General features: G+C 61.3%; 18 protein-coding genes and 1 pseudogene. 3 read left to right on the forward strand and 16 right to left on the reverse strand.

The genetic code is table 11. From position 1 onward, the window contains the following. Position 1: 1 nt before the first annotated feature. The 7 genes from cydC to A5483_RS01140 form a co-directional block, all read right to left on the reverse strand. Positions 2-1,606 (reverse strand): thiol reductant ABC exporter subunit CydC, encoded by a 1,605-nt coding sequence (cydC, locus tag A5483_RS01110; RefSeq protein WP_063810767.1) that lies wholly within the window; start codon positions 1,604-1,606, stop codon positions 2-4. Continuing rightward, positions 1,603-3,219, reverse strand: a complete 1,617-nt coding sequence (gene cydD / locus A5483_RS01115) for a thiol reductant ABC exporter subunit CydD (RefSeq protein WP_277619684.1) — start codon at positions 3,217-3,219, stop codon at positions 1,603-1,605. Before cydD ends, cydC begins: the two co-directional genes overlap by 4 nt. Positions 3,220-3,246: 27 nt before the next feature. Then, complete coding sequence (gene cydB, locus A5483_RS01120) at positions 3,247-4,320, reverse strand: cytochrome d ubiquinol oxidase subunit II (RefSeq protein WP_063810769.1); 1,074 nt, start codon at positions 4,318-4,320, stop codon at positions 3,247-3,249. Positions 4,321-4,334: 14 nt separating this feature from the next. Further along, positions 4,335-5,855: a cytochrome ubiquinol oxidase subunit I gene (locus tag A5483_RS01125; RefSeq protein WP_063810770.1), complete on the reverse strand. Its 1,521-nt coding sequence runs from the start codon at positions 5,853-5,855 to the stop codon at positions 4,335-4,337. A 216-nt stretch (positions 5,856-6,071) separates the two neighbouring features. After that, a complete protein-coding gene (locus A5483_RS01130) occupies positions 6,072-7,577 on the reverse strand; it encodes an APC family permease (protein ID WP_063810771.1) in 1,506 nt (501 codons plus the stop codon). Positions 7,578-7,686: 109 nt separating this feature from the next. Then, positions 7,687-9,687, reverse strand: a complete 2,001-nt coding sequence (locus A5483_RS01135) for an ABC transporter ATP-binding protein (protein WP_002550170.1) — start codon at positions 9,685-9,687, stop codon at positions 7,687-7,689. Beyond that, on the reverse strand, positions 9,684-11,420 hold the full coding sequence (locus A5483_RS01140) for an ABC transporter ATP-binding protein (protein WP_002550159.1): 1,737 nt from the start codon (positions 11,418-11,420) through the stop codon (positions 9,684-9,686). Before A5483_RS01140 ends, A5483_RS01135 begins: the two co-directional genes overlap by 4 nt. 267 nt (positions 11,421-11,687) lie before the next feature. Between A5483_RS01140 and A5483_RS01145 the strand changes: the two genes are divergently transcribed. Next, the gene (locus tag A5483_RS01145) at positions 11,688-12,797 is read left to right on the forward strand and encodes a helix-turn-helix domain-containing protein (RefSeq protein WP_002550113.1); all 1,110 of its coding nucleotides are present in this window, start codon (positions 11,688-11,690) and stop codon (positions 12,795-12,797) included. A 206-nt stretch (positions 12,798-13,003) separates the two neighbouring features. Here A5483_RS01145 and A5483_RS12010 read toward each other — a convergent pair whose 3' ends face one another. Beyond that, positions 13,004-13,267 carry a hypothetical protein gene (locus A5483_RS12010; protein ID WP_161485329.1) on the reverse strand — a complete coding sequence of 88 codons (264 nt, stop codon included), beginning with the start codon at positions 13,265-13,267 and terminating at the stop codon, positions 13,004-13,006. A gap of 376 nt (positions 13,268-13,643) precedes the next feature. Between A5483_RS12010 and lysS the strand changes: the two genes are divergently transcribed. Next, positions 13,644-15,176 (forward strand): lysine--tRNA ligase, encoded by a 1,533-nt coding sequence (gene lysS / locus A5483_RS01160; protein ID WP_325051181.1) that lies wholly within the window; start codon positions 13,644-13,646, stop codon positions 15,174-15,176. Between the two features lie 39 nt (positions 15,177-15,215). Here lysS and A5483_RS01165 read toward each other — a convergent pair whose 3' ends face one another. Next, positions 15,216-15,497: a cell division protein CrgA gene (locus tag A5483_RS01165; RefSeq protein ID WP_002550233.1), complete on the reverse strand. Its 282-nt coding sequence runs from the start codon at positions 15,495-15,497 to the stop codon at positions 15,216-15,218. A gap of 121 nt (positions 15,498-15,618) precedes the next feature. Between A5483_RS01165 and A5483_RS01170 the strand changes: the two genes are divergently transcribed. Continuing rightward, positions 15,619-16,446 carry a DUF881 domain-containing protein gene (locus tag A5483_RS01170; protein WP_063810773.1) on the forward strand — a complete coding sequence of 276 codons (828 nt, stop codon included), beginning with the start codon at positions 15,619-15,621 and terminating at the stop codon, positions 16,444-16,446. Between the two features lie 68 nt (positions 16,447-16,514). On the opposite strand, the gene pknB is transcribed toward A5483_RS01170, so the two are convergent. The 7 genes and pseudogenes from pknB to A5483_RS01205 form a co-directional block, all read right to left on the reverse strand. After that, positions 16,515-18,419: a Stk1 family PASTA domain-containing Ser/Thr kinase gene (gene pknB, locus A5483_RS01175; RefSeq protein ID WP_063810774.1), complete on the reverse strand. Its 1,905-nt coding sequence runs from the start codon at positions 18,417-18,419 to the stop codon at positions 16,515-16,517. 52 nt (positions 18,420-18,471) lie between these two features. Further along, the gene (locus A5483_RS01180; protein WP_063810775.1) at positions 18,472-19,899 is read right to left on the reverse strand and encodes a peptidoglycan D,D-transpeptidase FtsI family protein; all 1,428 of its coding nucleotides are present in this window, start codon (positions 19,897-19,899) and stop codon (positions 18,472-18,474) included. After that, positions 19,896-21,293, reverse strand: coding sequence for an FtsW/RodA/SpoVE family cell cycle protein (locus A5483_RS01185; RefSeq protein WP_063810776.1), 1,398 nt, complete (start codon positions 21,291-21,293; stop codon positions 19,896-19,898). Before A5483_RS01185 ends, A5483_RS01180 begins: the two co-directional genes overlap by 4 nt. Next, positions 21,290-22,780 (reverse strand): PP2C family protein-serine/threonine phosphatase, encoded by a 1,491-nt coding sequence (locus A5483_RS01190; protein ID WP_082863954.1) that lies wholly within the window; start codon positions 22,778-22,780, stop codon positions 21,290-21,292. Before A5483_RS01190 ends, A5483_RS01185 begins: the two co-directional genes overlap by 4 nt. 3 nt (positions 22,781-22,783) lie before the next feature. Next, on the reverse strand, positions 22,784-23,272 hold the full coding sequence (locus tag A5483_RS01195) for an FHA domain-containing protein FhaB/FipA (RefSeq protein ID WP_063810937.1): 489 nt from the start codon (positions 23,270-23,272) through the stop codon (positions 22,784-22,786). 2 nt (positions 23,273-23,274) lie between these two features. After that, positions 23,275-23,964 (reverse strand): FhaA domain-containing protein, encoded by a 690-nt coding sequence (locus tag A5483_RS01200; RefSeq protein ID WP_002550234.1) that lies wholly within the window; start codon positions 23,962-23,964, stop codon positions 23,275-23,277. A gap of 172 nt (positions 23,965-24,136) precedes the next feature. Next, positions 24,137-25,188: pseudogene (locus A5483_RS01205) on the reverse strand (glycosyltransferase family 1 protein). Between the last annotated feature and the right edge of the window lie 20 nt (positions 25,189-25,208).

Here is a 25,208-nt window from a genome sequence, read left to right on the forward strand (position 1 = left end):
GTTAGCCCACGCCCCATACGTGGTCGCATCGCTTCATAACAGCTGGGTCGTGAGTGATAACGAGTTTGGCGGCTTTAGGGGTCGAGGCCCACAGGTCATCCATGATGGCGGTGGCCGTCTCGACGTCGAGGTGCTCGCTGGGCTCGTCGAGTATGAGCACATCATGGGCCGAAAGGTCTTCGGATGTGTCGTGGTTGACGAGCACCCGCGCCAAGGCCAGGCGTTGGGCCTCACCACCTGACAGGGAGCTGCCATCCTCGGTGACCACTCGTCGCGGCGAAACTGCCAGGCCAGCACGAGCCAGCGCGGTGAGAACCTCGTCTTCGGTGGCGTCCTTGCAACCGATCCGCACGTTCTCGCTGATTGACGTTGCGAACACATGGGCATTCTGGGCCAGGTATCGCACCCGCCCGGTCGTCGTCACGGAACCGGCCAGCGGCGGGATGAGCCCCATGATGGTCGCCGCCAGGGTCGTCTTGCCGATTCCTGACCGCCCGACGATGGCCACCGACTCCCCGGCAACAACCGTCAGATTCACATCGGACAGCACGGGATGGCCCCCCGGCCAACCAACCGTCAGTCCCTCGATCACCAAGGAGGGTTTTTCCTCCGAAGCACCGGCGGTGGGGGAGTCTCCGACTCCAACCTGAGGCGCGTCGAGCACCTCGGCTACCCGCTGCAGGGCCGCCTTGGCACGGGTATGAGTCTGGGCGGCCCCCGTGAACGCTCCGAACACCTCGTGGAGGGCCAGTGGGGTCAGCACCAGCACAGCCAGGATCCGCCCACCGATACGCCCATCAGCTACCGCATTGCCACCGATCCACAGGGCCGAGACGACGGCCAACCCGGCGGCCAGGATCTGACCTGCGGTGCCGAGGCCTCGTCCCCAGGCAGCTTTGCGTTCCGCGGCACGCAGCCGAGCGTCAACCTCCAGCACGTTCGCCAGGATCGCGCCCTGGGCGCCGTAGGCCACCAGGTCAGGGGCGCAATGGGCTAACTCGCGAGTGCGGTCGGCTAACTGACCACGCAGCGGCACCAAGGAGGAGTCGGCAGCTCGGGAAAGGCGTTGGGTGATCGCCGGCATGACGACGGCCGCCAGCAGGGCCGACAACAGTAGGACTGCAGCCGAAGCCAATGAGAATCGGGCTAGCAGGACCGTCGTCCCGATGATAACAAGGCTCGACGCGCATGCCGGAACGATCACACGCACGACCATGTCCAACACCGCGTCGACGTCGGCTGTAACCCGAACTAGCAGGTCGCCACGGCGTCGTCCCAACAAGGTCGTGCGCGATAGCCGGTCGTAGACTCGCATTCGCAACGCCCCCTGCATCCGCAGAGCCAGGTCATGGCTGACCAGACGTTCGGCGTAGCGGAACACTCCTCGGGAGATACCGAAGAATCGCACCCCGACGGCTGCGGCCTCCAGATATAGCACTGGCGGCATCTCTGCGGCCCGCGACAGCAACCATGCCGAGACACCCATGAGGGCCACCGATGCGCCCGATGCGCAAGCGGCGAGCACGGTGGAGAGGACGAGCAGCCAGCGACCGCGCGGGACATCCCGCAACAGGGCCTTGAGTAACTGGGTGGTTCGCGCGTTCATGCCAGCACCTCGAGGTCAACGACCACGTCGGCTGCCGCGATGATGTTGCGACGATGGGTTACGACGAGCACCGATGCGCCCGAGGCGCGCACCGCCTCCAACACGGTTGCTTCGGTGTCGGCGTCAAGACCTGCCGTCGGCTCGTCGAGAACCAGCAGTTCGGCGCCGGCTTGCTCCACCCGGACCAGCGCACGGGCCAGGGCGACGCGGCGTCGCTCCCCGGCCGACAGCCCCTCGGCGTCGTCGGCAATGCGCTTATTGAGCGGGATCGACGAGGCTCCACACCGGTCTAGTGCGTCCCGCAGTACGGCGTCCTGGGCGTGGGGGCATCCCAGGCGGACATTTTCGGCCACCGTCCCGGCCATCATCGCTGGCACCTGGGGCACGTAGGCCAGTTGACGTCGCCACGCCTGCCAGACGGACTCATCGGCCCCGACGAGCTCTCGGTCACCGACGAGGATCGACCCGGAATCGGGGTCGATGAATCCGAGCAGACACGACAGGGCGGTTGTCTTGCCACCACCGGAATGCCCAACTAGGGCAATGAGGTGTCCTGGTTCGATGCGCAGTGACAATCCATCGGGGGCCGGATGCTCGGCACCGGGATAGGTGTGCGTCAACCCATTGACGACCACTGGCACCTCGCGCGGGGAGGCGATCTCGACGTCGTCCCCGGGATCGTCCTTTCGACCCGCTTCGATGATTGCGAAGGAAGCTTCTGCGGCCGCCATGCCGTCAGCGGCGTCGTGGTAGAGCACTCCCACCTGGCGCACTGGCAGGAAGACCTCCGGTGCCAGGATGAGGATGAACAGGGAGGTATCAAGGTCCATGCCGCCGGCAGCTACTCGGAACCCGACGGTGACGGCAACCAGGGCCACCGACAGGGTGGACAGCAGCTCCAGCACGAAGGAGGAGAGAAAACTGATGCGTAGGGTGCGCATCGTTTCGGATCGGTTGGCCGCCTCAGTGCGGCGCAACCCCTCTACCTGGGCTCGGGCTCTCCCGAACACCTGCAGGGTCGGAAGTCCCGAGACCAGATCGGCGAAATGGTTCGCGAGACGAGTGGCTACCTCGAATCGCTTGGCGACGGCGGCCTCAGTGCGCCAGCCGATGAGCGCCATGAAGATGGGGATGAGGGGAGTCGTCACCGCAATGATGATGACGCTGGTGACGTCCTGCAAACCGATAGCTGCCGCCAGCACCACTGGCACGATTACGGCCAACACAAGCTGCGGTAGGTACTTCGAGTAGTAGCCGTCGAGGGCGTCCAGACCTGTCGTTACCAGGTTGATGAGGGTACCCGACGGCATGGTTGCGTCAGTGGGACGCGACAACCTCGCCTGCAGGATGTCGCCGCGCAACTGGGACTTGACCGACGCCGAGGCACGATGGGCGAGGGATTCCTGCAGCCAGGCTAGGCCGGCGCGACCACAGAACACTGCGGCGAGCAGGCCGCACCAGATCGCCACACCGTTCAGGTGGTGGGTGGTGAATACCGACGAGATGCTACGGGACAACAACCAGGCCTGTGCGAGGATGAGCAAGGCCGTAGCCACGCCCACCACGCACAGACCTGCGAGGAAGGGAAGAGTGGCCCGCGCCCGGCGAACCAGGCGCGGATCCAGCGGAGCTGCCACGGATCAGGCAGCCACCGCAGTGTCTGGCATGGCCTCCCGGGTGAGGCGCTTGCGGAACACCCAGTAGCTCCAGATCTGATAGGCCAGCACGATCGGCACGAAGACGCATGCGCTGATCGTCATGATCTTCAATGTCCGGGGGGTTGCGGAGGCGATCCACATATCGAATGGGATGCCCGACGGGCGGTACCCGAGGTTGCCATACATGGCGAACATGCAGGCCACAATCATGAGGGCAATGCCTAGACCTGTGCACAGGAAAGCCAGACCTTCGCGACCTTTGGCGACGACTGCCGAAGCTGCGGCCAGCAGCACCACAACGAGCAGGCAGAGGATCCAGGTGAGCACCTGGCGTCCGTCATTGGTGACGTACATGATGTTGAACATCAAGGCCCACACCAGAGCGACGACAGTGGCGATCCAACCCAGTTTGGCCGAGGTCTTGCGAGCACGGTCGTGCATGTCACCCATCGTCTTAAGCGCGACGAAGTTGGCTCCGTGGGCGCAGAAGAGCACCACGAACAGGATGCCGCCGATGAGGGCGAACGGGGTGAACAAGCCCCAGAAGGAGGTCGTCACCAGCGGTGCGGTATCGCCGTCAGGGGTGGGATGCGGGCCGACGGCCAGGCCGCGAACGAAGTTCGCGAAGCCGACGCCGAGCACAAGGGACGGCAGGAAGGACCCGATGGTGGCCATCCAGTCGAAGGCGGAACGCCATGATGAGGACGGGTTCTTCGAGCGATACTCGAAGGCGACGCCACGGACGATGAGGCCGAGCAACACCAGCAGTAGCGGCAGGTAGAGGCCGGAGAACATCGTCGCGTACCAGCCAGGGAAGGCCGCGAAGGTGGCACCACCGGCGGTCAGCAGCCATACCTCGTTGCCGTCCCAGGTGGGTCCGATGGTGTTGACCATGAGGCGACGATCTTTGTCGTCGCGGCCCATAAAGGGCAGCAGCATGGCGACGCCGAAGTCGAATCCTTCAAGGAAGAAGAACCCGACCCACAGGACGGCGATGAGGATGAACCAGACGATCGTCAGGGGCGAGTGGGCAGTAGTTTCAAGAACGGGGAGCATGTGTCGGTACCTCCTCAGTACGCGAAGGACAACGGAGTGCCCTCGTCCTCGACAGCAGGTTGACCACGAGTGGGAAGCTCAGGCAGCCCTGCCTTGAGGGCCTTCCAGAACAACCCCACCTCGACGATCGCCAGAATGCCGTAGACGACGGTGTAGAGAATGGTCGAGAAGAGCACGCTGCCGGCCGAAACGCCGGGGGAGACGGCTGCTGTGGTGGGCAGCACGCCTGCGACGATCCAAGGCTGGCGTCCCATCTCCGTGAAGATCCAGCCGAAAGAGATGCCGAACAGTGGCAGCAAAGGTAGGGCGATCATGAAGGAGGTCAGCCACTTGTGTGGCTGGGGATTGCGCCCCCCTCGCATCGCGATGAGCATCGCCACGCCAATGAGGGTACCGATCATGCCGAGGCCGATCATGATGCGGAAGGTCCAGTAGGACAACGGGACATTCGGTTCGAGCTTGATGCCGTTGGCGTTAATCTTCTGGCGCAGCACGTTCTGGTAAGAGGACTGCAGGGAGGTCTGCGAGCCGTCGTTGCGGTGGTAGGTGTACTCGTGAACCGGATAGTTCTTGAGTCCGTCGATGCCCTTGATCTGTGAGCCCCACTCGCCGTTGGCGAGGAAGCCGAGCATGCCGGGTACCTTGAGAGCCCACACCTCCTCCGAGCCGTCCTTGTTGCCGATGGTGAGCACCGAGAAGTCCGAGGTGTTTTGGTAGGCACCTTCGGCGGCAGCCATCTTCATCGGCTGGGCGTCGGTCATGACCTTGCCCTGGTAGTCGCCGCTCAGCACAACGCCGACGCAGGCGACGATGAGCACCCAGGCACCGAACTTCGAGGCCCAGCGCCAAGTACGCACGGTCTCGACTTCATCGGCCTCAGAGATTTGTGAGGTGGAGCGTCCGCGGGCGACTTTTGCCAGGTGCCAGAAGGCGATCGCGGCGATGAGGGCTCCGGCCACCATGTAGGAGGAGGAGATTTGGTGAATGAAAGTCGCTTTGAAGACCGGGTTGCTGAGCACGGCACCGAAATCGGTCAGCTCGGCTCGGTGAGTGACTGGGTTGTAGCTGGCTCCGACAGGGTTCTGCATCCAGGAGTTGGCTGCCAGGATGAACACTGCGGAGATCATGGTGCCGATTGCGGTCAGGTAGATGCAGGCGAGGTGAACTCCCTTGGGGAGCTTGTCCCAGCCGAAGATCCATAGGCCGACGAAGGTGGACTCCATGAAGAAGGCTACCAAGGCCTCGAGGGCCAGCGGGGCACCGAAGATGTCACCGACGAAGCGTGAGTATTCTGACCAGTTCATGCCGAACTGGAACTCCTGCACGATTCCCGTGACGACGCCGAGAGCGAAGTTGATGAGGAACAGCTTGCCGTAGAACTTGGTCAGGCGGAGGTAGCGGTCATTATGGGTCTTGAGCCACACCGTCTGCATCACTGCCACGAGCATCGACAGTGCGATCGTGATAGGGACGAAGAAGAAGTGGTAGACCGTCGTGATCCCGAATTGCCATCGGGCGATCAATTGGGCGTCCATGGCGCGTACCATACTATGTAGCGTTTCCGATTGGGCCGGACTCACGGGTGTTGGGCAAAAACAGACCAATAGTCCAGGTGCAGGGTGGCAATACGGCTAGTGATCGAGGCGCAGCCCCAGCTGCGCGTGAACCAATGAGCCGCACATCGGTTCACGCCTCCGACTCCTCTGCGGTTGGCTGGTCATGGCCCGTATATCGCTTAAAGCTCGTACCGCTCAAAGTTCCGCGGATACACCTGTCCGACGCAGTGGCGCTCCCCGCCAATATCCGACTAGCGCTATGGCGATGATGAACGCCAAGGTGCCGAGTGTCAGCGCTTCGAAGGAGGCATAGGAGACCCCTCGGGCATGGGAGAAGTCGTGCGGCATGCCGGCAAGGGCCTCCAAGGTGCCTGGGAAAATGCTCACCCATGACCCAAAAGCGACAAGTGCCGTGGTGACTACGCACATGAGGACAAAGAACCAGTTCGGACCAGCTCGGAAGGGCCGTTCGACGTCGGGCTCGGTGAGCCGCAAGGTGGCGGCGGCTGGGATGATGAGCAGGTAGCTGAACAGGTAGGTCGTGACTGCCACCCCAAGGACGACGTTAAACAGGTCAGCGCTGGAACCCGTCAGTTCCATGGCGGCGAGCATGAAAAGGGTGGAGACGATACCCGATAACAGGTTAACGTGCACCGGCGTCCCCAACCGGGGATGGAACTTCCCAAAAAATTCACCGAAGAAGGAACCGTCAGCAGCGGCCATGGCCTGCATTCGGTCGGACATGATCATCCACGCCGCGCCTTGACCGATGTTCGCCAAGGTGAACATTACGACGGCCAGCACCATCATCGGTTCTGCAGCCGGCCCGTATACCGAGAAGACGGTATTGACGGCGTTCAGCAATCCGGAGACTCCGTCAATGTCGGAGGGAGGCAGGACGAGCAGGATCGTCGCCACCGGAAGGAGGTAGAAGACTCCTGCCATGGTGGCTGAGCGGAGTACCGAGACCGAGACGTCGTGCTGGGCGTTGCGCATCTCTCCCGATGCGCTCGATCCGCCTTCAAAACCGAGAAAGGCAAAGAGCAGCAAAGGCGTCAGGGTGATGAACCCGCTCAGGGTCGGGGAGAAGTCGCCAAGGCAGAGGGGCTGGACGCCATGTTGGGTCGCGTACACGGCGGCAGTGACTAAGAACAAGCACAGGAAGGAAATCTTGAAGAAAGCGCCGGCAGTAGGAATCCATTTGGCCTTAGCTAGGGACAAGATAGCGGCGAACACCGTCAACCAGATGAAGGCTAACTTAAACAGGTAGTCACCAGCAGATCCTGTGGAAAAGTGGACGAGGTGGTTGCGGGCGGCTTCCGCGTTGAGGAAGGCCATCGAGCCACCCACCCATACCGGCTGGGTGATCCAAGTGAAGACACTGGTGACGGCGGCAGCTGGTCGCCCAAAGGCGCGCCGGGTCCATAGGTACACCCCTCCCTCTCCGATGAAGGCCGAGCCGGTCTCGGCGAAGATGAGGGAGTAGGGGATGAGAAAGACGATGATGAGGAAGACCAGCCAGGTGAAGGTTTCGGGGCCTTCGGCTGAGACCGATCCCAGCATCTCTAACCCAACCACCGCTGAGACGATGAGGAAGACGATGTCGAATCGGTTGAGGGTGCGTTGCAGGACCTTCGTCTGGTCCTTCGCCATATCGGTGTCGTTGTGGGCGGTGAGTTGGGAGTCTCTGACCTCGGCCATGGGTCTCTTTCGTCGATGAGAACGACCGGCTGGGGGCTGGCCGGACGCTGCGCCCTGGTGGGGCACTCAACTCACTCTAGGGCCTGTTGCTAAAAACGAGTGCGGTGTCTCATTCGTGGTTGGTCGCGTTGAACTGTGCTTGGTACAGCTGTTCATAGTGGCCCTTGCGCTCCAGCAACTCGCTATGACTTCCCTGCTCGACGATGTCGCCGTGCTCCATGACGAGGATGAGATCAGCGTCACGGATAGTGGAGAGGCGATGGGCGATGACGAAGCTGGTGCGCCCCTGGCGCAGGTTAGCCATGGCTTCTTGGACGAGCATCTCAGTTCGGGTGTCCACCGAACTGGTGGCTTCGTCAAGGATGAGCAGATCCGGGGCCGCTAGGAAGGCTCTAGCGATGGTGATGAGCTGCTTTTGACCCGCCGAAACATTGGATCCGTCCTCATCAATGACGGTGTCATAGCCGTCGGGCAGAGTATGGACGAAGTGGTCGACGTGGGCGGCCCGCGCAGCGTCAAGGATGTCGTCTTCGGACGCTTCAGGGCGGCCGTAGGCGATGTTGTCGTGGATAGTGCCGCTGAATAGCCAGGTGTCCTGTAGGACCATGCCGAGCCGAGAGCGCAGTTCGGCGCGAGGAACTGTGGAAATATCGGCACCGTCAAGGGTGATGGCTCCGCCGTCAATCTCGTAAAACCTCATGAGCAGATTCACCAGCGTCGTCTTGCCGGCCCCGGTGGGTCCGACGATCGCAATCGTCTGTCCCGGTTCTGCGACTAGGGATAGGTCGGTGATGAGGGACTGATCCGGGTGGTAGGAGAAGCGAACGTGGTCAAACACGACGCGTCCCCTCGTAGCTGGGAGGTGCCCGTCAGCCTCCGTGGATAATTCGTCGGCGTCAAGGACCTGGAACACCCGTTCCGCAGAGGCCACCCCGGACTGCAACAGATTTGCCATGGAAGCGATCTGGGTGATCGGCTGAGTGAACATTCGGGAGTATTGGATGAAGGCCTGTACGTTGCCTAGCGGCATCTGGCCCTTCGCCACCCGCAGGCATCCGATGAGGACGATGATGGCGTAGTTCGCGTTACCGAGCAGAAACATCACCGGCTGGATGAGACCAGAGACAAATTGGGCCTTGGCGGTCGCCCGACGCAGTTCCTCATTCCGTTCGTGGAATTCCTGGGCGACGGCTCGGCTGCGGCCGAAGGTCTTGACGAGGGCATGGCCGGAGTACGCCTCCTCCACCTGGGAATTGAGCTCACCGGTGGCCTTCCACATCTGGGCAAACTGCCCCTGGGCCTTCCCGCCGATGACTCCCGCGATAACCCCGGCGATCGGGATGACGACTAGGGAAATGATGGCCAGTAGCGGTGAGATCCACAGCATCATGATCAACACACCGATGACTGTCAGCACGGCGTTGAGAAGCTGCTGCAGGGTTTGTAACAACGTTTGGGAGATGTTGTCGATGTCGTTGGTCATCCGGCTCATGAGTTCGCCGTGGGGCTGGCCATCAAAGTAGGACAGTGGCAGCTTTTCCAACTTGGCACTGACCTGACGGCGCAGTTCGTACATGGAGCGCTGGATGGCAGTGTTGAGCAGGAACCCCTGCAGGAACATTAATAAGGCGGCGCAGGCGTACAGGCCAAGCGCCCAACCCATGATGACGCCGAGTCGGTGGAAATCGACGCCAGACCCGATGACGACGCCAGGGTATTGCTGCAGCAGGGTGATGATCTTCCCGCGATCTCCACCTTGGCCGGCTTGCCCGAGTTTGTTGATGAATTCGCCAGCCGTCATGCCCCGGGCTTCGGGAACGTGCGTGCCTAATTGTTTGCCGATAATGCCGCCGAAAATGACGTCGGTTGCGCGGCCCAGAATCTTCGGGCCGATGACGTTGAAGGCTACTGAAACTGCAGCCATGACGACGACGATCGTCAACGTGAGGCGTTGGGGTTTGAGCTGACCGAGCAGCCGTTTGAGGGAGGGGCCAAAAGAAATGGGCTTTTCGGCAATCCGACCCCCACCACGGCCTCGCCGGGAGGAGGCTCGGGCGAGATCGGCGTGCTTATTCCTGGTAGGTGTCTGCTGGACGTCCTTGCCGGTCATGCCGCCTCCTCGGTCGATAGCTGGGAATCGACGATCTCGATGTAGGTCGGACACGTCCCAATGAGCTCGTCGTGAGTTCCTTTACCGACGATGCGCCCGGCGTCGAGGACGAGGATCTGATCGGCGTTGCGGATCGTCGAGACCCGCTGGGCGACGATGAGCATCGCGGCGTCGCCATGGTTGGCGTCGAGAGCGGCTCTAAGTCGGGAATCAGTGGCCACGTCGAGGGCGCTGAAGGAGTCGTCAAAGATGTAAATCTGCGGGTTCTTGACCAAGGCTCGGGCGATGGATAGGCGCTGTCGCTGGCCGCCGGAGACGTTGGTGCCACCCTGGGCGATGGTGGCTTCCAGCTTTCCGTCCATTTGGGAGACGAAGTCGTCAGCCTGTGCGATGCGCAGGGCGTTCCAGAGCTCCTCATCGGTAGCGTCGGAGCGACCGTCACGCAGGTTCGACGCCACCGTGCCACTGAAAAGGTAGGGGCGCTGGGGCACTAGACCGATGCAGCTCCACAAGGTTTCGGGGTTGTAACGGCGCACGTCGGTTCCCCCGATGAGCACGTGCCCGTCAGTGACGTCGACAAGCCTGGGGATGAGGTTTACCAGGGTTGATTTCCCGGACCCGGTGGACCCAATGATGGCCGTCGTCGTGCCACGGGCCAGGGTGAAGGAGATGTCGTGGAGAACCGGCTCAGAAGCGCCGGGGTAGCTGAATGCGACATCGCGAAACTCCAGCAGGGTGGAATCGCCGGGCGGGGTTGTCACGGGTTCGGGGTCAACGGTGACAGACGACGGGGTGTGCAGCACTTCCTCGATGCGGTTCGCGCATACCGAGGCTCGTGGCCACATGACGACGAGCATGACCGCCATCATGACGCTGATGAGAATCTGCATGAGGTATGTGGTGAATGAGGCCAAAACGCCGACCTCGGTCTGTCCGTCGGAAATCCGCGCAGCCGCAAACCAGAACACCGCGATTTGGGACAGGTTCATGATGAGCATGACGAGGGGGAACATCCCGGCCATGGTCCGTCCGACGCTCACCTGGATGTCACGCAGGGATGAGCTAGTGGCGTCGAAGCGAGCTGCTTCGTGGCGCTCCCTGGCGAAGGCTCGCACTACGCGAATGCCGGTGATGTGCTCGCGCACGACTCGGTTGAGGTCGTCGATGCGTTTCTGCTGACGCTTGAACAGTGGTCCCATCCGGGCGACGATCAGCCCAGCGCCGATGGCCAGCAGGATGACCGCTACCACGATGATCCACGACAGGGAGATGTCGGCACGCACAGCCATGATGATTCCGACCACCATCATGATTGGCGCCCCGATGAGCATTGCTAGGGTCATAAAGACCAGCATTTGCACCTGTTGGACGTCATTGGTGGTCCGGGTGATGAGCGATGGCGCTCCGAATTCGCTCATTTCTCGGGCCGAGAAGTCAAGGGTGCGGGTGAAGACGGCGTCGCGGATGTCACGGCCCATTCCCATCGCCACTTGAGCGGCGAGGAAGACCGCAACGACCTGGCAGATGGTCTGTCCTAAAGCGACCGCCAGCATGAGGAGAGAGTGGGAGGTGACGTAGTCGGTGTCCACTGTCACGACACCCTTGTTAATGATGTCTGCGTTGATGGTTGGCAAAGTCAGGGCCGCGATTTGGGCGCAGACTTGCATGACGACGATGGCGGTAACCTGCAGCCGATAGGCCCTCAAGTATCGGGCTACGAGTTTTGTGAGCACGAATACTCCTCGGATGGGGACGTGTGCAACCGCCGCCGGTTTGCCGGATAAGTGCGAGCGGCAGGACTACCTTAGTGGAGTTCACGGTTGGTCGCCCGCATGCGGTCGGTCAGTGGGCTGTGTGTCGCCGGAGGTGGGGTGTTGGGGAATGAGACGCTTGTGGTGACGGGGCTCTCCTGGTTGATTCTGATGGGGTGTGCAAGCTCACCGACGAGCAGCGGCGGGTAAGGTATTGGGATTTTCCCAATTTTCGCGTAGGATGTCTCCATGAGTGAAGATATGCGTGAGATTGGGGAACGCATCAAGTCGCGGATGCCTGAGGGTATGACCCAGCAGTCACTGGCTGAGGCAATGGAGATGACGCCTGATGCCTTGTCGCGAATGCTCAACGGAAAACGTGGCATCACCATGACCGAGTTAGGCAAGGCTGCGGAGGTACTCGGGGCCAGTGCTCATTGGTTGGTGACGGGGCACAAGGATCCCTATGCCATGAGCTTTGCCGCTCGGCACACGTATGATTTCGATACTCATCGGCATATCAACGAAGGACGGGAGAAAGATCGCGAGGTCCTCGACCATATAGCCGAGGTGTACCGGGCCGCGCATGGAAGTCTCAGGGCTAGTTCGGTGGTTCTGCCGAAGACCGCCAAACAGATGCGTGAAGCATTGGGTGATGGATTCGTTAATGACTTCGCCGCGCGCGTGAAAGAGGTTCTCGACGTTGACGTCATGAAGCGTTCCGGATTGTCGACGGATTACTCTCTGTGCATCGTCGGGCGGCGCGTTGTTGTGCTGAACAAACAGTTCTGGGCTCGTACGAATTGGTCTCTGGCCCATGAGTTAGGGCATCTCGTTCAAGGGCACTTGGATCGTGATGGAGACATCGCGGGCGAGGCGGACGAAAAACAAGCGAACGCTTTCGCTGCGGAATTGCTGCTGCCCGAGAAATGGATGAGGAGCTTCAATTGGCCCGCATTGACTCGCGTGGATGTCGCTCGGATGGTTTGGGAGGCCAAGGTCTCGGCTGCTGCGATGAGGGTCAGAATTGAGACATTGAGATTGAAGGCGTCGGACGAGGTTCGCGAAGCCTTGGAGCTGACGACTCCGAAGTTACTCACACTCGCCAGAACCAGCGCGGCAGAGCGATACCGAGATGTATTCGTCCCTGATTGGTCCCCGACTGTCATAGCTGCGTTGCTTAGGGAGACGGAGGAAGGTAACGCGGATCCGATGCTGACTTCCAAGGTTTTAGGTGTCCCCGTTGACGACATCGATTTTCCTGAGCCGCCGAGTGAGGAGGAGATGGTCGAGCGGTACGAAAGAACGATGTTGGGTCGTCGTAGGCATGACGACGGGGCTGGGGAGTCTGCATTGTGACGATTGAGGATGGGATCGGGTGGACGTGGGTCTCGAACCAGGATAAAGAAGCGTTGCGAGGACTTCAGTCGTTCCAATGCACCACAGATCGACCGAGGTCCCCCGGGGGTAGAGCGCTGCGACATCCTAAGCCTTGGGAGCTCGAGGTCCAGAGTTACTTTCGCGACAGAGGGTGCGGAAGGGCCAAGAAAAGAGGCACGCGGCGTTTACTGCTCGCGCGGAGGAGCGGAGTCATTGTGGCCGCCGCGGACACTGAAGTGGGTATTAGCAAGGATGGCGACGGCAGCTATGTCGATTTCTTCATCTGTGCAGTTGCCATAAATGTGTCCGAGCGAGGCAAAGGGGGCCGATTGGCCAGGGAACTCGTGCAGGTTCTCAAGGATTGCGCTGTGCAGAAAGCGCGTGAGGGAGGGTTGTCGAGGGCCAAAGTGTACGGACATATTGACGCTAATAATGGGTCGAGTGTGCATTTGGTGGATGACATGGGATTCGAGTTGGAGCAGATGGAGTCTGTGTATCTTCAGACTTGGTCTACCATGCTTGGCGTTTAGTTCGTTTTCCCCGACGGAGATGGGCGAACGGTGCCGGAAGCCGGTAGTCGATTGCTTCAAGGTGCGAGGTGGGGCCACTGCCCGCTGACCCGACGTCCTTGCCTGCGTACACCACGTCGTTGCAACCGTGCAGGTTGGTGAAGGTCTCTTTGCGTATGACCATGCGTGCACTCCAAGCACCAGGACGGTAGCGGAGATAAGGAATTAGGTAGCTAGTTGGCGGCGATGACAACTTCGAGGGTGCGATAACATAGGCGAAATCGTCGTCAGCTTGCTGCTTCGATAAGATTCTCTGGTGAGTTCTGACACTGCATCCAGCCAGTCCCCTGACGTCTCCGAGCAGATGCAGGTCCGCCTCGACAAGCGGGCCCGGATCATCGCCGATGGAGGCCAGGCCTACCCGGTCGATTTGCTGCGCGACCATACCCTGGCCCAGGTTCGTCAGAAATACACCGACGATGCCGGCGAGCTGACCCTGGCTCCCGGCGAGGAGACCGCCGACGAGGTCACTGTTGGCGGACGTGTCGTCTTTGTTCGCAATACCGGCAAGCTGTGTTTCGCCAGTCTGCAGGATGGGTTTACCGAGGCTTCCAACGGTGAGCGGTTGCAGGTCATGCTTTCCAAAGCTGAGGTGGGCGATGAGTCCTTGGCTGCGTGGAAGTCCGATGTTGATTTGGGCGATCACGTCTGGGTGCGTGGTCGGGTCGTCGTCTCTCGTCGTGGCGAGCTATCCATCATGGCTGCTGAGTGGCGGATGGCGTCCAAGGCGCTGCGTCCGCTGCCGACTCTTCATAAGGAGCTTTCGGAGGAGACCCGGGTGCGTCGTCGCTACGCGGATCTCGTCGTTCGCGAGGAGTCGCGCCAGATGGTGCGCACCCGCGCCGTCATTACCCGCGCGGTGCGTCGCGCCCTCGACGAGCGCGGTTTCCTTGAGATCGAGACTCCGATCTTGCAGTTGGTCCACGGTGGCGCCGCAGCCCGCCCGTTTAACACCCACCTCAACGCCTTCGACATCGACATGAGCTTGCGCATCGCCCTTGAGCTCTATCTCAAGCGGGCGATGGTCGGCGGCACCGATCGGGTCTACGAGATGGGTCGGGTCTTCCGCAACGAGGGCATCGACTCCAGCCACTCGGCCGAGTTTTCTATGCTTGAGGCCTACATGAGCTGGGGCAACCAGTTCACTATCGCTGAGGTGATTAAGGACATCATCATGGCGGTGGCCGACGCCCTCGACGTCCATCAGATTGAGACCCCTAAGGGCACTATCGATCTTGACGGGCAGTGGCGTTGGGTTAGCGTCTACCCAGGCCTGTCGGAAAAACTAGGGCGTGAGGTCACCCTTGACACCCCGCTGGAGGAGTTGCAGGCGATCGCGGCTGAGCACGAGATCGAGATCGACCAGTCTTGGGAGGCTGGCAAGGTCGTCATGGAGCTTTTCGGTGAACTCGTCGAGCCTGACCTCATCAACCCCACCTTTGTGTGTGACTACCCGGCTATCGCCCAGCCGCTGGCCCGTCCGCATCGCGACGATCCGCGCATGGTTGAGGCCTGGGACCTCATCATTGGCGGGATGGAGCGCGGTACTGGGTTCTCCGAACTCGTCGACCCGGTCATCCAGCGCGAAGTACTTACCAAGCAATCCCTCGCTGCAGCCGCAGGCGATCCTGAGGCTATGCAGCTCGATGAGGATTTCCTTGAGGCTCTAGAGTTCGGCTGCCCGCCCATGGGTGGTCTGGGACTTGGCGTCGACCGGCTGGTGATGCTCTTTACCAACGCTGGTATCCGAGAGACGATCCTCTTCCCGCTGCTCAAGCCGGAACACTGATCCGAAGGCCCGCCGGGATACTCCTGGCGGGCCTCCCGCTCACTTCCACAGGGTAGCGACGCCGAATCCGGCAGCCATGAGACCCATGCCGATGAGGACGTTCCAGTCACCTAGGTCGCTGATACCGGGGATCTGATTACCCGCGATGTAGTAGACGATCAGCCACAGCACCCCGAGTAGGAACAGCGGGACGAAGACCTTCGGAACCCAAGAGCGGTCAATCGGAGCAGCCTTCTTCTCAGCTCGGCGCTCGTCCATGGTGGCCCGGTTCTTGGCCTGGGCCTTCTTCTTGGCTTGCGGTCTGACCTTCGATTCGGGCACGGTGACTACTCCTGGGGTTCGAGGACACGCCCGCCGAGCGTGGTGGGACAAATCTTGCTTAACTAGCCTAGAGGACAATCGCCAATTCCGGCGACACGGGTCAGCCTGCGAGGAGGCGACGATGAGCGACGACAACGATCCTGACGTCCATCCCGACGACACATCCTTCGATACCGACGAAGATAGGTCTCAGGGTACGACAGAACCCTCTATTCAGGATGTCCGGTCGGATTCTCGACACCCCCGTCTGGCCAGATTCGCCACTGTGAGTGTGATGGCCTTGGCGGGTCTCATGATGACGACGGCTGCTATCAATTCACGCGGGCACGATCTTCGCCCCGAGCGTGATACCGACATGGCCACCCTGGTACGTAACCAGGCCAGTCACAACGCCGCCTTGCAGAAGGAGGCAGCCGGTCTGCGGGCCCAGGTGGATAACCTTTCCAAGGCCGATCAGACCCCGGGCGTCACATCCTCGGCCGTTTCGTCAGCGTCGGCCTTAGCGCCGTCCGTTGGCTTGGGAGCTGTCAGTGGTAAGGCTCTGCGCGTCACCCTCGACGACACGCCGCTTAGCGAGAATCCGGGCGGAGTGGACGCCAACATGTTGGTCGTCCACCAGCAGGATATCCAGATGGTTGTCAACACCTTGTGGTCCGGGGGAGCAGAGGCTATGACCATCCAGGGGCAGCGAGTCATCTCCACCACGGCGGTGAAATGCGTCGGAAATACTGTCGTCTTGCACGGCGTGGCTTACGCCCCGCCCTACGTCATCGAGGCGATTGGTGATCCCGATGCCTTGCAGAAGGCTCTCGACACCTCTGAAGCGGTGCGCGTTTACAAGGAGTATGTGAGTGCATACCAGCTCGGGTGGTCGGTGGAGAGGGCTGGGCGAGTCACCATGCCCGCCTACACTGGCGCCGTTGCTATCAGCCACGCCACACCACGCTGAGTCAGGGCATACAACGAGCGTGGTGGCGTCTAGGCGCCAGCCAGATGATCCCGCTAGGGCATTGGGCTTCAGCCGTTCGACGACGGGCTAGCCGTGGGCGTTGCAGTCGTCGGGGCCGCTGGGGCCGGGGCGATTGACGACGAGGACGGATCGTCCGACGAGGCGGAGGGTGCTTGCGGCTCGTGAGTAGGCTCTGGCGGCGCCACGGCAACGAGCACCTTGATGGCCGTCGACCTGTCGGCAACAGCCCCGTAGTCCGGATCCTGTCCAAAGACTGTGTCCGGAGCGGCAGAGGACGTCGTTTGACGCTCCACCGAGATGGAGAATCCGCTCGATCCGGCGGCTGAATTAGCCTCGTCGACGCTCATGCCCTTTAGGTTCGGTACCACCGACTTGCCGGTGGCGATCGTTAAGGTGACTTGCTGATCGGGGGTCAGTGATGTTCCGGCCCCTGGACTGACAGAGTCAACGGTGCCAGCCTTCGCCTTAGTCGGCTCAGTCTTGGGGTCATCGTTGGTCACCTTGATCTGGCTGTCAGAGAACCCGGCATCTTTAAGGGCCTTGAGGGCGTCACCCTTCGATGATCCGACGATATTGCGCGGGATCGTGAGCTGCTTCGGTCCATCGTTGACGGTGATCGTCACATCACTACCGGCAGGAACCTTCTTGTTAGCGACTGGGCTCTGCGCGACGACCTGGTTGGCGGTCGATTCGTCCTTTTGAACATGGTTGACCTTGACCTTCAGCCCGGCATTTTCCAGGGTTGAGGTCGCTCCCTGCTGGCTTAAACCGGTGACGGCCGGAACGTTGACCATCTTTACCGTGCTGGATGGCGTAGGAGCCGGGGAGGACTGCGAGGACGAGCTAAATACCCGATGTAATCCGAACCCGAGTAGAGCGAGCAACACCACGACCAGGATCGTTATGGCGATAACTGGCCAACGCTTACGACGCGGTTCCTCGGGCTCCTGGGGGCTTTCAGTGTGAACAGGGCTGGCCCCGTCTTGCGCAGCGGCGGCAGGGAGGGGGCCGGTTGTGGCGGTAGTCGTCGCAGCGGCCGGAATGAGGTGAGTTTGCTCTTGGGTATCAGCTTCGGGATCGGCGTGACTGTGCATCGCAACGGGTTCGCGCCCCGATAGGAGGCGATCGATGTCGTCACGCATCTGCTTGGCAGTTTGGTAGCGATCCGATGGGTCTTTGGCGAGCGCCTTGAGGGTGATGGCGTCCATCTGATTGGTGATCTCGGCGTCCAGGGAGGACGGTGCGGCCGGAACCTCGCGGACGTGCTGGTAGGCCACCGAGACAGGCGAGTCACCGATAAACGGCGGGCGCCCAACCAGCAACTCATAGAGCAGGCAGCCGGTGGCATAGATGTCAGCACGATTGTCGACGGTCTCGCCGCGGGCCTGTTCAGGGGAAAGGTACTGTGCGGTGCCTATGACGGCAGCCGTCTGGGTCATGGTGGCGGAGGTGTCGGCGACCGCTCGTGCGATACCGAAGTCCATCACCTTGACGTAGCCCTCGCGGGTGAGCATGACGTTGGCTGGCTTGATGTCGCGGTGGACGATGCCGGCAGCGTGGGAGTAGCTCAGCGCGTCGAGCACACCTTGAGTGAACTCTAAGGCACGACGGGGCAGGATCTTGCGACCGTCGCGCAGCACGTCGCGCAGGGTATGACCGTCAATGAGCTCCATGACGATATACGGCACTTGTAGACCGGTGGTCGGGTCCTTCGTTTCACCGGTGTCGTACACGGCGACGATATTGGGGTGGTTGAGGCGCGCAGCCGACTGCGCCTCGCGCTGGAATCTCGCCTGGAAGGTGTCGTCACTGGCGAGGTCGGTACGCAGCTTTTTTACCGCGACGTCGCGGCCGAGACGGTGGTCGCGGGCCTTCCAGACATCGGCCATGCCGCCGCGACCGATGAGATTTTGCAGTTCGTAACGCCCGGAGAGCCAACTCTCAGCGCTCATTGAGGGATCTCCTCTGTGTTGACGTAGTGGGTGCTGGATGCTTGTTTGTCTGTCATCTCATCGCCTCGATGACATCTCTGGCGACGGGAGCCGCGAGGCGGCCTCCTGAAACCTCGTTGGTAGCGGTGTCTGAAGACTGGATGAAGACTGCTACTGCCACGTGCGGGTTGTCCGACCATCCGACGAACCACGCATAGGGGGCTTTGCCTTTCACTGTCTGGGCCGTGCCGGTTTTACCGCCGACGCTGACCCCATCAATGCGTGCCCTCTTGCCGGTGCCGTTGTTGACCACCGAGACCATCATCGACTTCAACTGCTCGGCCGACTCTTTCGTCATCGGCTGCGACATCTGTTGCGGGTGGTGCTCGGAGACTACCTGCAGGTTCGATGCCCTGACCTGTGCGGTGAGGTACGGGGTCATGAGTTTGCCGTCATTGGCGATGCCGGCAGTCACCATGGCCATCTGCAGGGGGGAGGCCGCCACGTCGAACTGACCGATGGAGCTTTGCGCCAACTGGGCATCGGTGAGGTGCTGAGGGAACCTCGATACAGCTGACGAAAGATCGGAGCCGACGGCCTTGCCGAATCCAAACCGGTCAGCCTGATCCCGAACCTTGTCTTGGCCTAGGGCCACGCCGAGCTTGCCGAAGGCGGTATTGCACGAGATATCGAGGGCGTGGGTCAGGGTGACCTTGCTGCCCCCGCAGTTGGTTTCGTTCGTCAGCGGGGTGCGAGTGCCCGGCAGAATCCAGTTTTCCGGTGAGTCGACTTTGGAGTTCGGGTTGTAACCGTTCTGGAGAGCTGCCGCAGCCGTCACCAATTTGAATGTTGAGCCTGGCGGGTACGTTTCCCGGGTTGCGCGGTTCGATAGCGGAGACGACGGGTCCGCGACGAGGTCCTTCCATGCCTGGGTGGTGTCTTTGAGATGGTGGGAGGCAAGATCGTTGGGGTTATAGGAGGGGGAGGACGCCATGGCCAGCACCGCGCCAGTGGTGTAGTCCAGCGCGACGACGGCGCCCTTTTTGCCTTTGAGTCCCTCCCATGCGGCATCCTGCGCTTTAGCGTTGATCGTCGTGGTGATGGAGCCGCCCTCAGGTTTGTGGCCGGATAAGGTGCCGGTGATGCGGGAGAGCCACTGGGCGTCGGAGGTTCCGGTGAGCTGGGCGTTCTGAGTCTGCTCCAGCATGGATCGTCCGTAGTAGTAGGAGTAATACCCGGTAATGGGGGCGTATTTCGGCCCTGACGGGTATACACGCTGATAGGCGAACTTGCCATTGCTTGACTTCGTGGTGGCGATCGGCATCGAACCGACGAGAATATTGCCACGGTTCTGGGAGAACTCCGCGTCACGTACCCGAACGTTGTGGGGATCGTTGTTGAGGCTAGCCTGACGGAACATAGCCGAACCCGTGAGGTTGACCATGAGTGCCAGGAACATCAGCCCGGCAAGCAAAGAGACCGCGCGAATCTGCTTATTCATCGCGTGCCTCCATCTGGGGTGAGTACTTGTTGAGGATCAGGTGTCGGGGTGGTGGCGACGAAGTCGTCGGCAGGCTTTCGATTCCGATGCGAGACGATCATGATGATCGCGACGATGACCCAGTTTGCGATCAACGAGGAACCACCTTGGCTCATAAATGGGGTTGTTAGGCCGGTCAACGGCAGGAGGCGGGTGACACCGCCGATGATGGCGAAGACCTGGAGGGAGAGGGTGAAGGATAAGCCAACAACCATGAGTTTGCCGAATTCGTCACGGCAGCCGAGGCTGGTGCGCATTCCGCGGGCGGTGAGGACGAAGAAGAGCACGATAACGGCCATGAGGCCTGTGACGCCGAGTTCCTCACCTATGGATGTAGCGATGAAGTCGCTCCATGCTAGCGGAACCATGCCGGGACGTCCCAGCCCCCAGCCACGCCCGGCTAGTCCGCCCCAGGCGAGCCCGAATTGCGCCTGGATGATCTGGTAGTTCTGGGTGTAATTGGTGAAGGGGTGCAGCCAGGAGTCGAAGCGAACTCGTACGTGGCCGAAGAAGGTGTAGGCCAGCACAGCCCCGCCGAGGAAGCTCACCGCTCCCAGGATGGCCCATCCGCCCCGTTCGGTGGTGATGTACAGCATCACCACGAACATGCCGTAGAACAGCATTCCGGTGCCTAGGTCGTTTTGGTAGACGATGACGAGCATCGTCGCTACCCACATGACGGCGATGGGCCCGAGGTCGCGGGCGCGCGGCAGAGTAACCCCGAGGATTTTGTGCCCGGCGCGGGAGAGAACGTCGCGATTGTCGACGAGGTAGCCGGCAAAAGCGATAGCTAGCATCACTTTGGATATCTCAGCTGGCTGGAAGGTGTAGGAACCGATGCGGATCCACACTCGTGATCCCAGCGTCTCCATGCCCAAGCCCGGGATCAGGGGCAGCATGAGGAAAACGAGGCCGACGATGAACAGCACGTACGGGTATCGCTGCAAGTTGCGATGATCGCGCAGAATGAGCAACGTCGCGACGAACAGGACGATACCCAAAGCCGTCCACAAAGCTTGGGTTTCCATGCGGTGATAGTGCGGATCGGGGATGTAGTCGATGCGGTGGATCATCGCTAGCCCGAGCCCATTGAGGGTGAAGGCGATAGGCAGGATCACCGGGTCGGCGTAGGGGATGACGATCCTCACGAAGATATGCGCAACGCCGATCACGGCCAGCCACACGCCACCCACAATCATCCAGGTGTTTGGCACAACGTGATTGATGTTAAGTTCGGTGAGAGCCCATCCGCCGAAGCCGATAGCCCAGGCGATAAGAAGCATGAACAGCTCCGTCCAGCGCCGCTTGGCCTGGACGACGACGGTGCCGTCATCAAATTCTTGTCCGATACTCATTGGCAATCCCCCGAATCGACGGCCGGGAGGTCGACTTCGTGTCCTGAGGCGCTCGGCGAGGGCATTGCGGAGGTTGGCGTCGGCACGGCCGGGGTTGGTACAGCAGATGGCTGGGTAGTGTGATAGGCGCTGGCGGCGGGTCCGCTGGCAGTAGATTGCAGGGGTGCCGAGGGGGCCGTCGAGGGGCTGGCGGGAGTTGGCGTAGTGGCAGCTGCCTCCCGGATGGCTTTGCATTGTTGAGCCCCAGTACGCAGCTCAGCAACCGTGGCGCGGGCTGAATCCATTGAGGAAACCCGGATACTCCCTGAGACGCGGTTGCGGTAATAGCGGGGAAGATCAGCAGTTTTGATGTTAGTTTTCTCGGCGACGTGGGATAGGTGGATCCAGATTAAATGGTCGGGTGACCCTTGGTAAATGGCTACTGCGTCGTTGTTGGTACCAACGTAGTATTGCGTGTTGAGGTAGGCGCGAGCACCGAAGATACCGCCGACCAGTACGGCGGCGAGGGCCAGGATGGTGATGGGCCACAACCAATGTCGGCGGTGGCGGTGCATGGAGTCGACCGGGGCATAACGCATCGACTCTTCGGCCTCAGAGTCGAATAACACGGTCGACTTGCCGTCGCTCTTCGGTACCGATAGCGGTTGATCGAGGGGTAGTGGGGCGGTGGCCTCATGCTCGGGTACTTTGCGGGTCGTCGCTGCGCCAATGATGTGCGGTTCGGAAGCGTCGAGGATGGGATCGGCCTCGACGACTTCGGCGACGACGATGGTGATGTTGTCAGTACCGCCACCAGCATGGGCATCTGTTGTCAGCAGGTCGACGACGTCTTCGAGGTTGGTGGTGTTGAGGTGTTCGGCGATCGTGTTGTCGTCGACGAGACCGCACAGTCCATCGGAGCAGAACAAGATGCGGTCGCCCAATCGTAGATCCACGATCTGGGTGTCCGGGACGTGCTGGGGCTGGCCATTAAGCACCTTGAGCAGGAGAGACCGGTGCGGGTGCACAGCGGCTTCTTCGGGAGTGATCCGGCCATCGTCAATGAGGGACTGCACCCAGGAGTGATCGTGAGTCATCCGCTTCATTCGGCCTTGACGCAGCAAGTAGCCGCGGGAGTCGCCGATGTGAACGATGCCGAGTTGGGTACCGGAGAACATCGCGCCACAGAAGGTCGTCCCCATCCCTTCAAGGGAGGAGTCCCAGGCAACGAGGTCGGCGAGCTCGTCATTGGCGTCGGCTACCGCTCCGGAAAGAACGGTGAGCATTTCTTCGCCTTGGGGGCGAGCCGGGGCGCCTTCGTCGGAGAACCTTCGATCGGCTTTAGCGACGTGACGCACCGCAACGGTCGAGGCAAGGTCACCTGCGGCTGCGCCTCCCATGCCGTCAGCGACGACGAGCAGCCTCGGGGAGACGTATCCCGAGTCCTGATTGTTGCGCCGGACCAGACCGATTTCGGAATGGCATCGAATATCGAGGGAGAAGGCCATCGCTTATCGCCTGCCGGTGACGGTCATGGTGGTCCTGCCGATTCGCACCTCGTCCCCCACCGACAGGCGCGTCGGATCTTCGATGCGCTCACCGTTGACATGGGTGCCGTTGGTTGAGGCCAAATCCTCAACGAACCATGCGCCGTCGATCCCTGGGGTGAACTCGGCATGGCGGGTGGAGGCGTAATCGTCGTCGATGGGTAGGGTGCAGTCGTTGCTGCGCCCTACTGTGACGCCGTTGGCCAGCGGAACATAGGTGCCGGCCCGACTTCCCGAGATGACCTGCAGGCCGGTTGGTTCCGGGGCAGACTCACGGCGTCGATCCTTGCGGCTCTTGCTGCGTCGGCCAGGCTCGACGGCGGCCGCTTCAGCATTGCGAGGGACTCGGTGCCCGTAGATGTCGGTACGAATAACGTTGATGACGAGCAGGATGAAAACCCACAGCACCGCCAGATAAGTGATGCGCAATAGCGCGACGAGAAATTCGCTCACGATCACATCCCCGTCGGCGAGTGGACTAGCATCCTCGTCGATCCAATCTCGATGCGTGACCCGTCGCCAAGCTCGGTGGTGGCGACCTTCACACCATTGACCGTCACGCCATTGGTGGAGCCGAGGTCCTCAATGGACAAGCCGATGCTGTTGCCTTGCGGCCAGACGTTGATACGAGCATGGAGGCGAGAGATACCTGGGTCGTTGATGCGGATGTCGGCGTCAGAACCACGGCCAATCGTCAGCCCCGGAGGAGTGAGGGGGTGACGCACCCCATTGACCTCTAGTACCAGTGGTGCCCGCCGATCCGAGAAAGCCTTCGCGTGATTTTCGCCGGTCAAGATAGTGAACTTGCCGACCGGAAGAGAGTCATCTAAGTCGTACCGGATATGGATAGGTCCGTTGAATACGTAGTGACGCTCACTGGCGTGGTCGCGCAGCGTCGGGATGATCTCGGCGTTGAGGGTCTTGGTGTAGGGAACCAGACGCTCGTAATCACGGCTGGACAACCGGACGACGAAGTCGTTCGGGACCAGTGACTTGTCGCGGGACAGGATCTGCGCATCGGAGTCGAGCTCGCGCTGCAGCCGACCGGCGATCTCAACCGGTTCAACCTCGCCACGGAAGGCGCGCGCGAAGACGTCACTGACGGCACCTTCGATCGACTTCTCGACTTTGTCCAGGAATCCCACCCGGCTCCTCCTTCCGGCTACATGTCGGGCTGGGCACCCGCTTTCACACGGGTGACCACCATGCGAGTGTACCCAGAAGGTTCGACGACGCCCGACGGAGACGGTGTTCCGCGTGGCGTGCGCGACGGGGCGGACACGTTCTCACGCACGTTACGCGCCGTTGTGAACCGTCTCAGCGGCGGCTACGCACCACGTTAAACATGAGGTCGAGCCATGCCTCGCTGATCTTCGCAGCAGCGTGGTCGGCGAGGAGCTTGGCGGCAGATTCCTGTTGGATCCGACGCAGTGGGGCGTCAGCCATGCCCTGGGTTAGTGCGCTGGACAACTCACCTGTGGCGGGGTAGCCGCACCGCGACAGCATGTCAGCTGCTGCGGGAGTATCGGCGTAGCTGACTGCGGGCAGACCGGCGCCAGCGGCGTCGAGGATTCGGGAGGCTAGGTCTTCCTTGCGGGTCATGACGAGTGCTAATTCGCTCTGATTCATGACCGTGTTCTCGGAGGCAGCCGGGTGAATACCGACGTCGCGGCGGGCTGCTACCGCCGAGTGGACTCTGGACTCGTCGTCAAGGCAGATTTCCAAGGACCAGCCGGGCACAACCTGGCAGGCGCGGTCGAAGGCGAGGAGGGCGTCAGCAAGCTGCCCATCGGTGCACGGGCCGAGTGAGCAACTCGCTTGGGGCGGTCGCCGGGGGCCGGGTTGCCGCCAGCCGCCGGTACGCCAATGGAGTGCACCGGGATGCCCAGATGCATCCAGGGATCGGTCTTGGGGTTAGGGGTGACGACAACGTCAACAAGCTCCGGAAGCTCGTCAGGAGCGTTGTCAGGGTCGGTGGCGAGCAGGACGACGACTGGGCGCTCCGGCCGGTTAGCCACCTGAAGGTCGGCGACCTCGTCGAGACGACGGGGATCAGTAACGATGATTGCGGACTGCTGGTCGAGACTCTCATCGAGTTCCTGGCGTGCCTTCTCCTGACGGTGATGTGACCATTTCGTCAGCACTTTGCGCGCCGGGGCAGGCGTCGACGAGGCGGTAGTGACGTTTTGGGGGCCGATCGGAAGCTGTGACACCTTGATTCCCCGGCGGGAGAACTCGTCGCTGAGATCGGCAACGAGACGGTCGGGGTGGTCGTCACCTGCGGCGGTCACCATCACGATGTGGCGGAATCCTCGGGTGACGTGGGTTGCGCGGTTGATGGTCTGGGCGAGGCCAAGATTGAGGTGCATGGTGCTCATTGTGCCGCTCG

This window comes from Cutibacterium namnetense (assembly GCF_001642025.1).
Lineage (GTDB): Bacteria > Actinomycetota > Actinomycetes > Propionibacteriales > Propionibacteriaceae > Cutibacterium > Cutibacterium namnetense.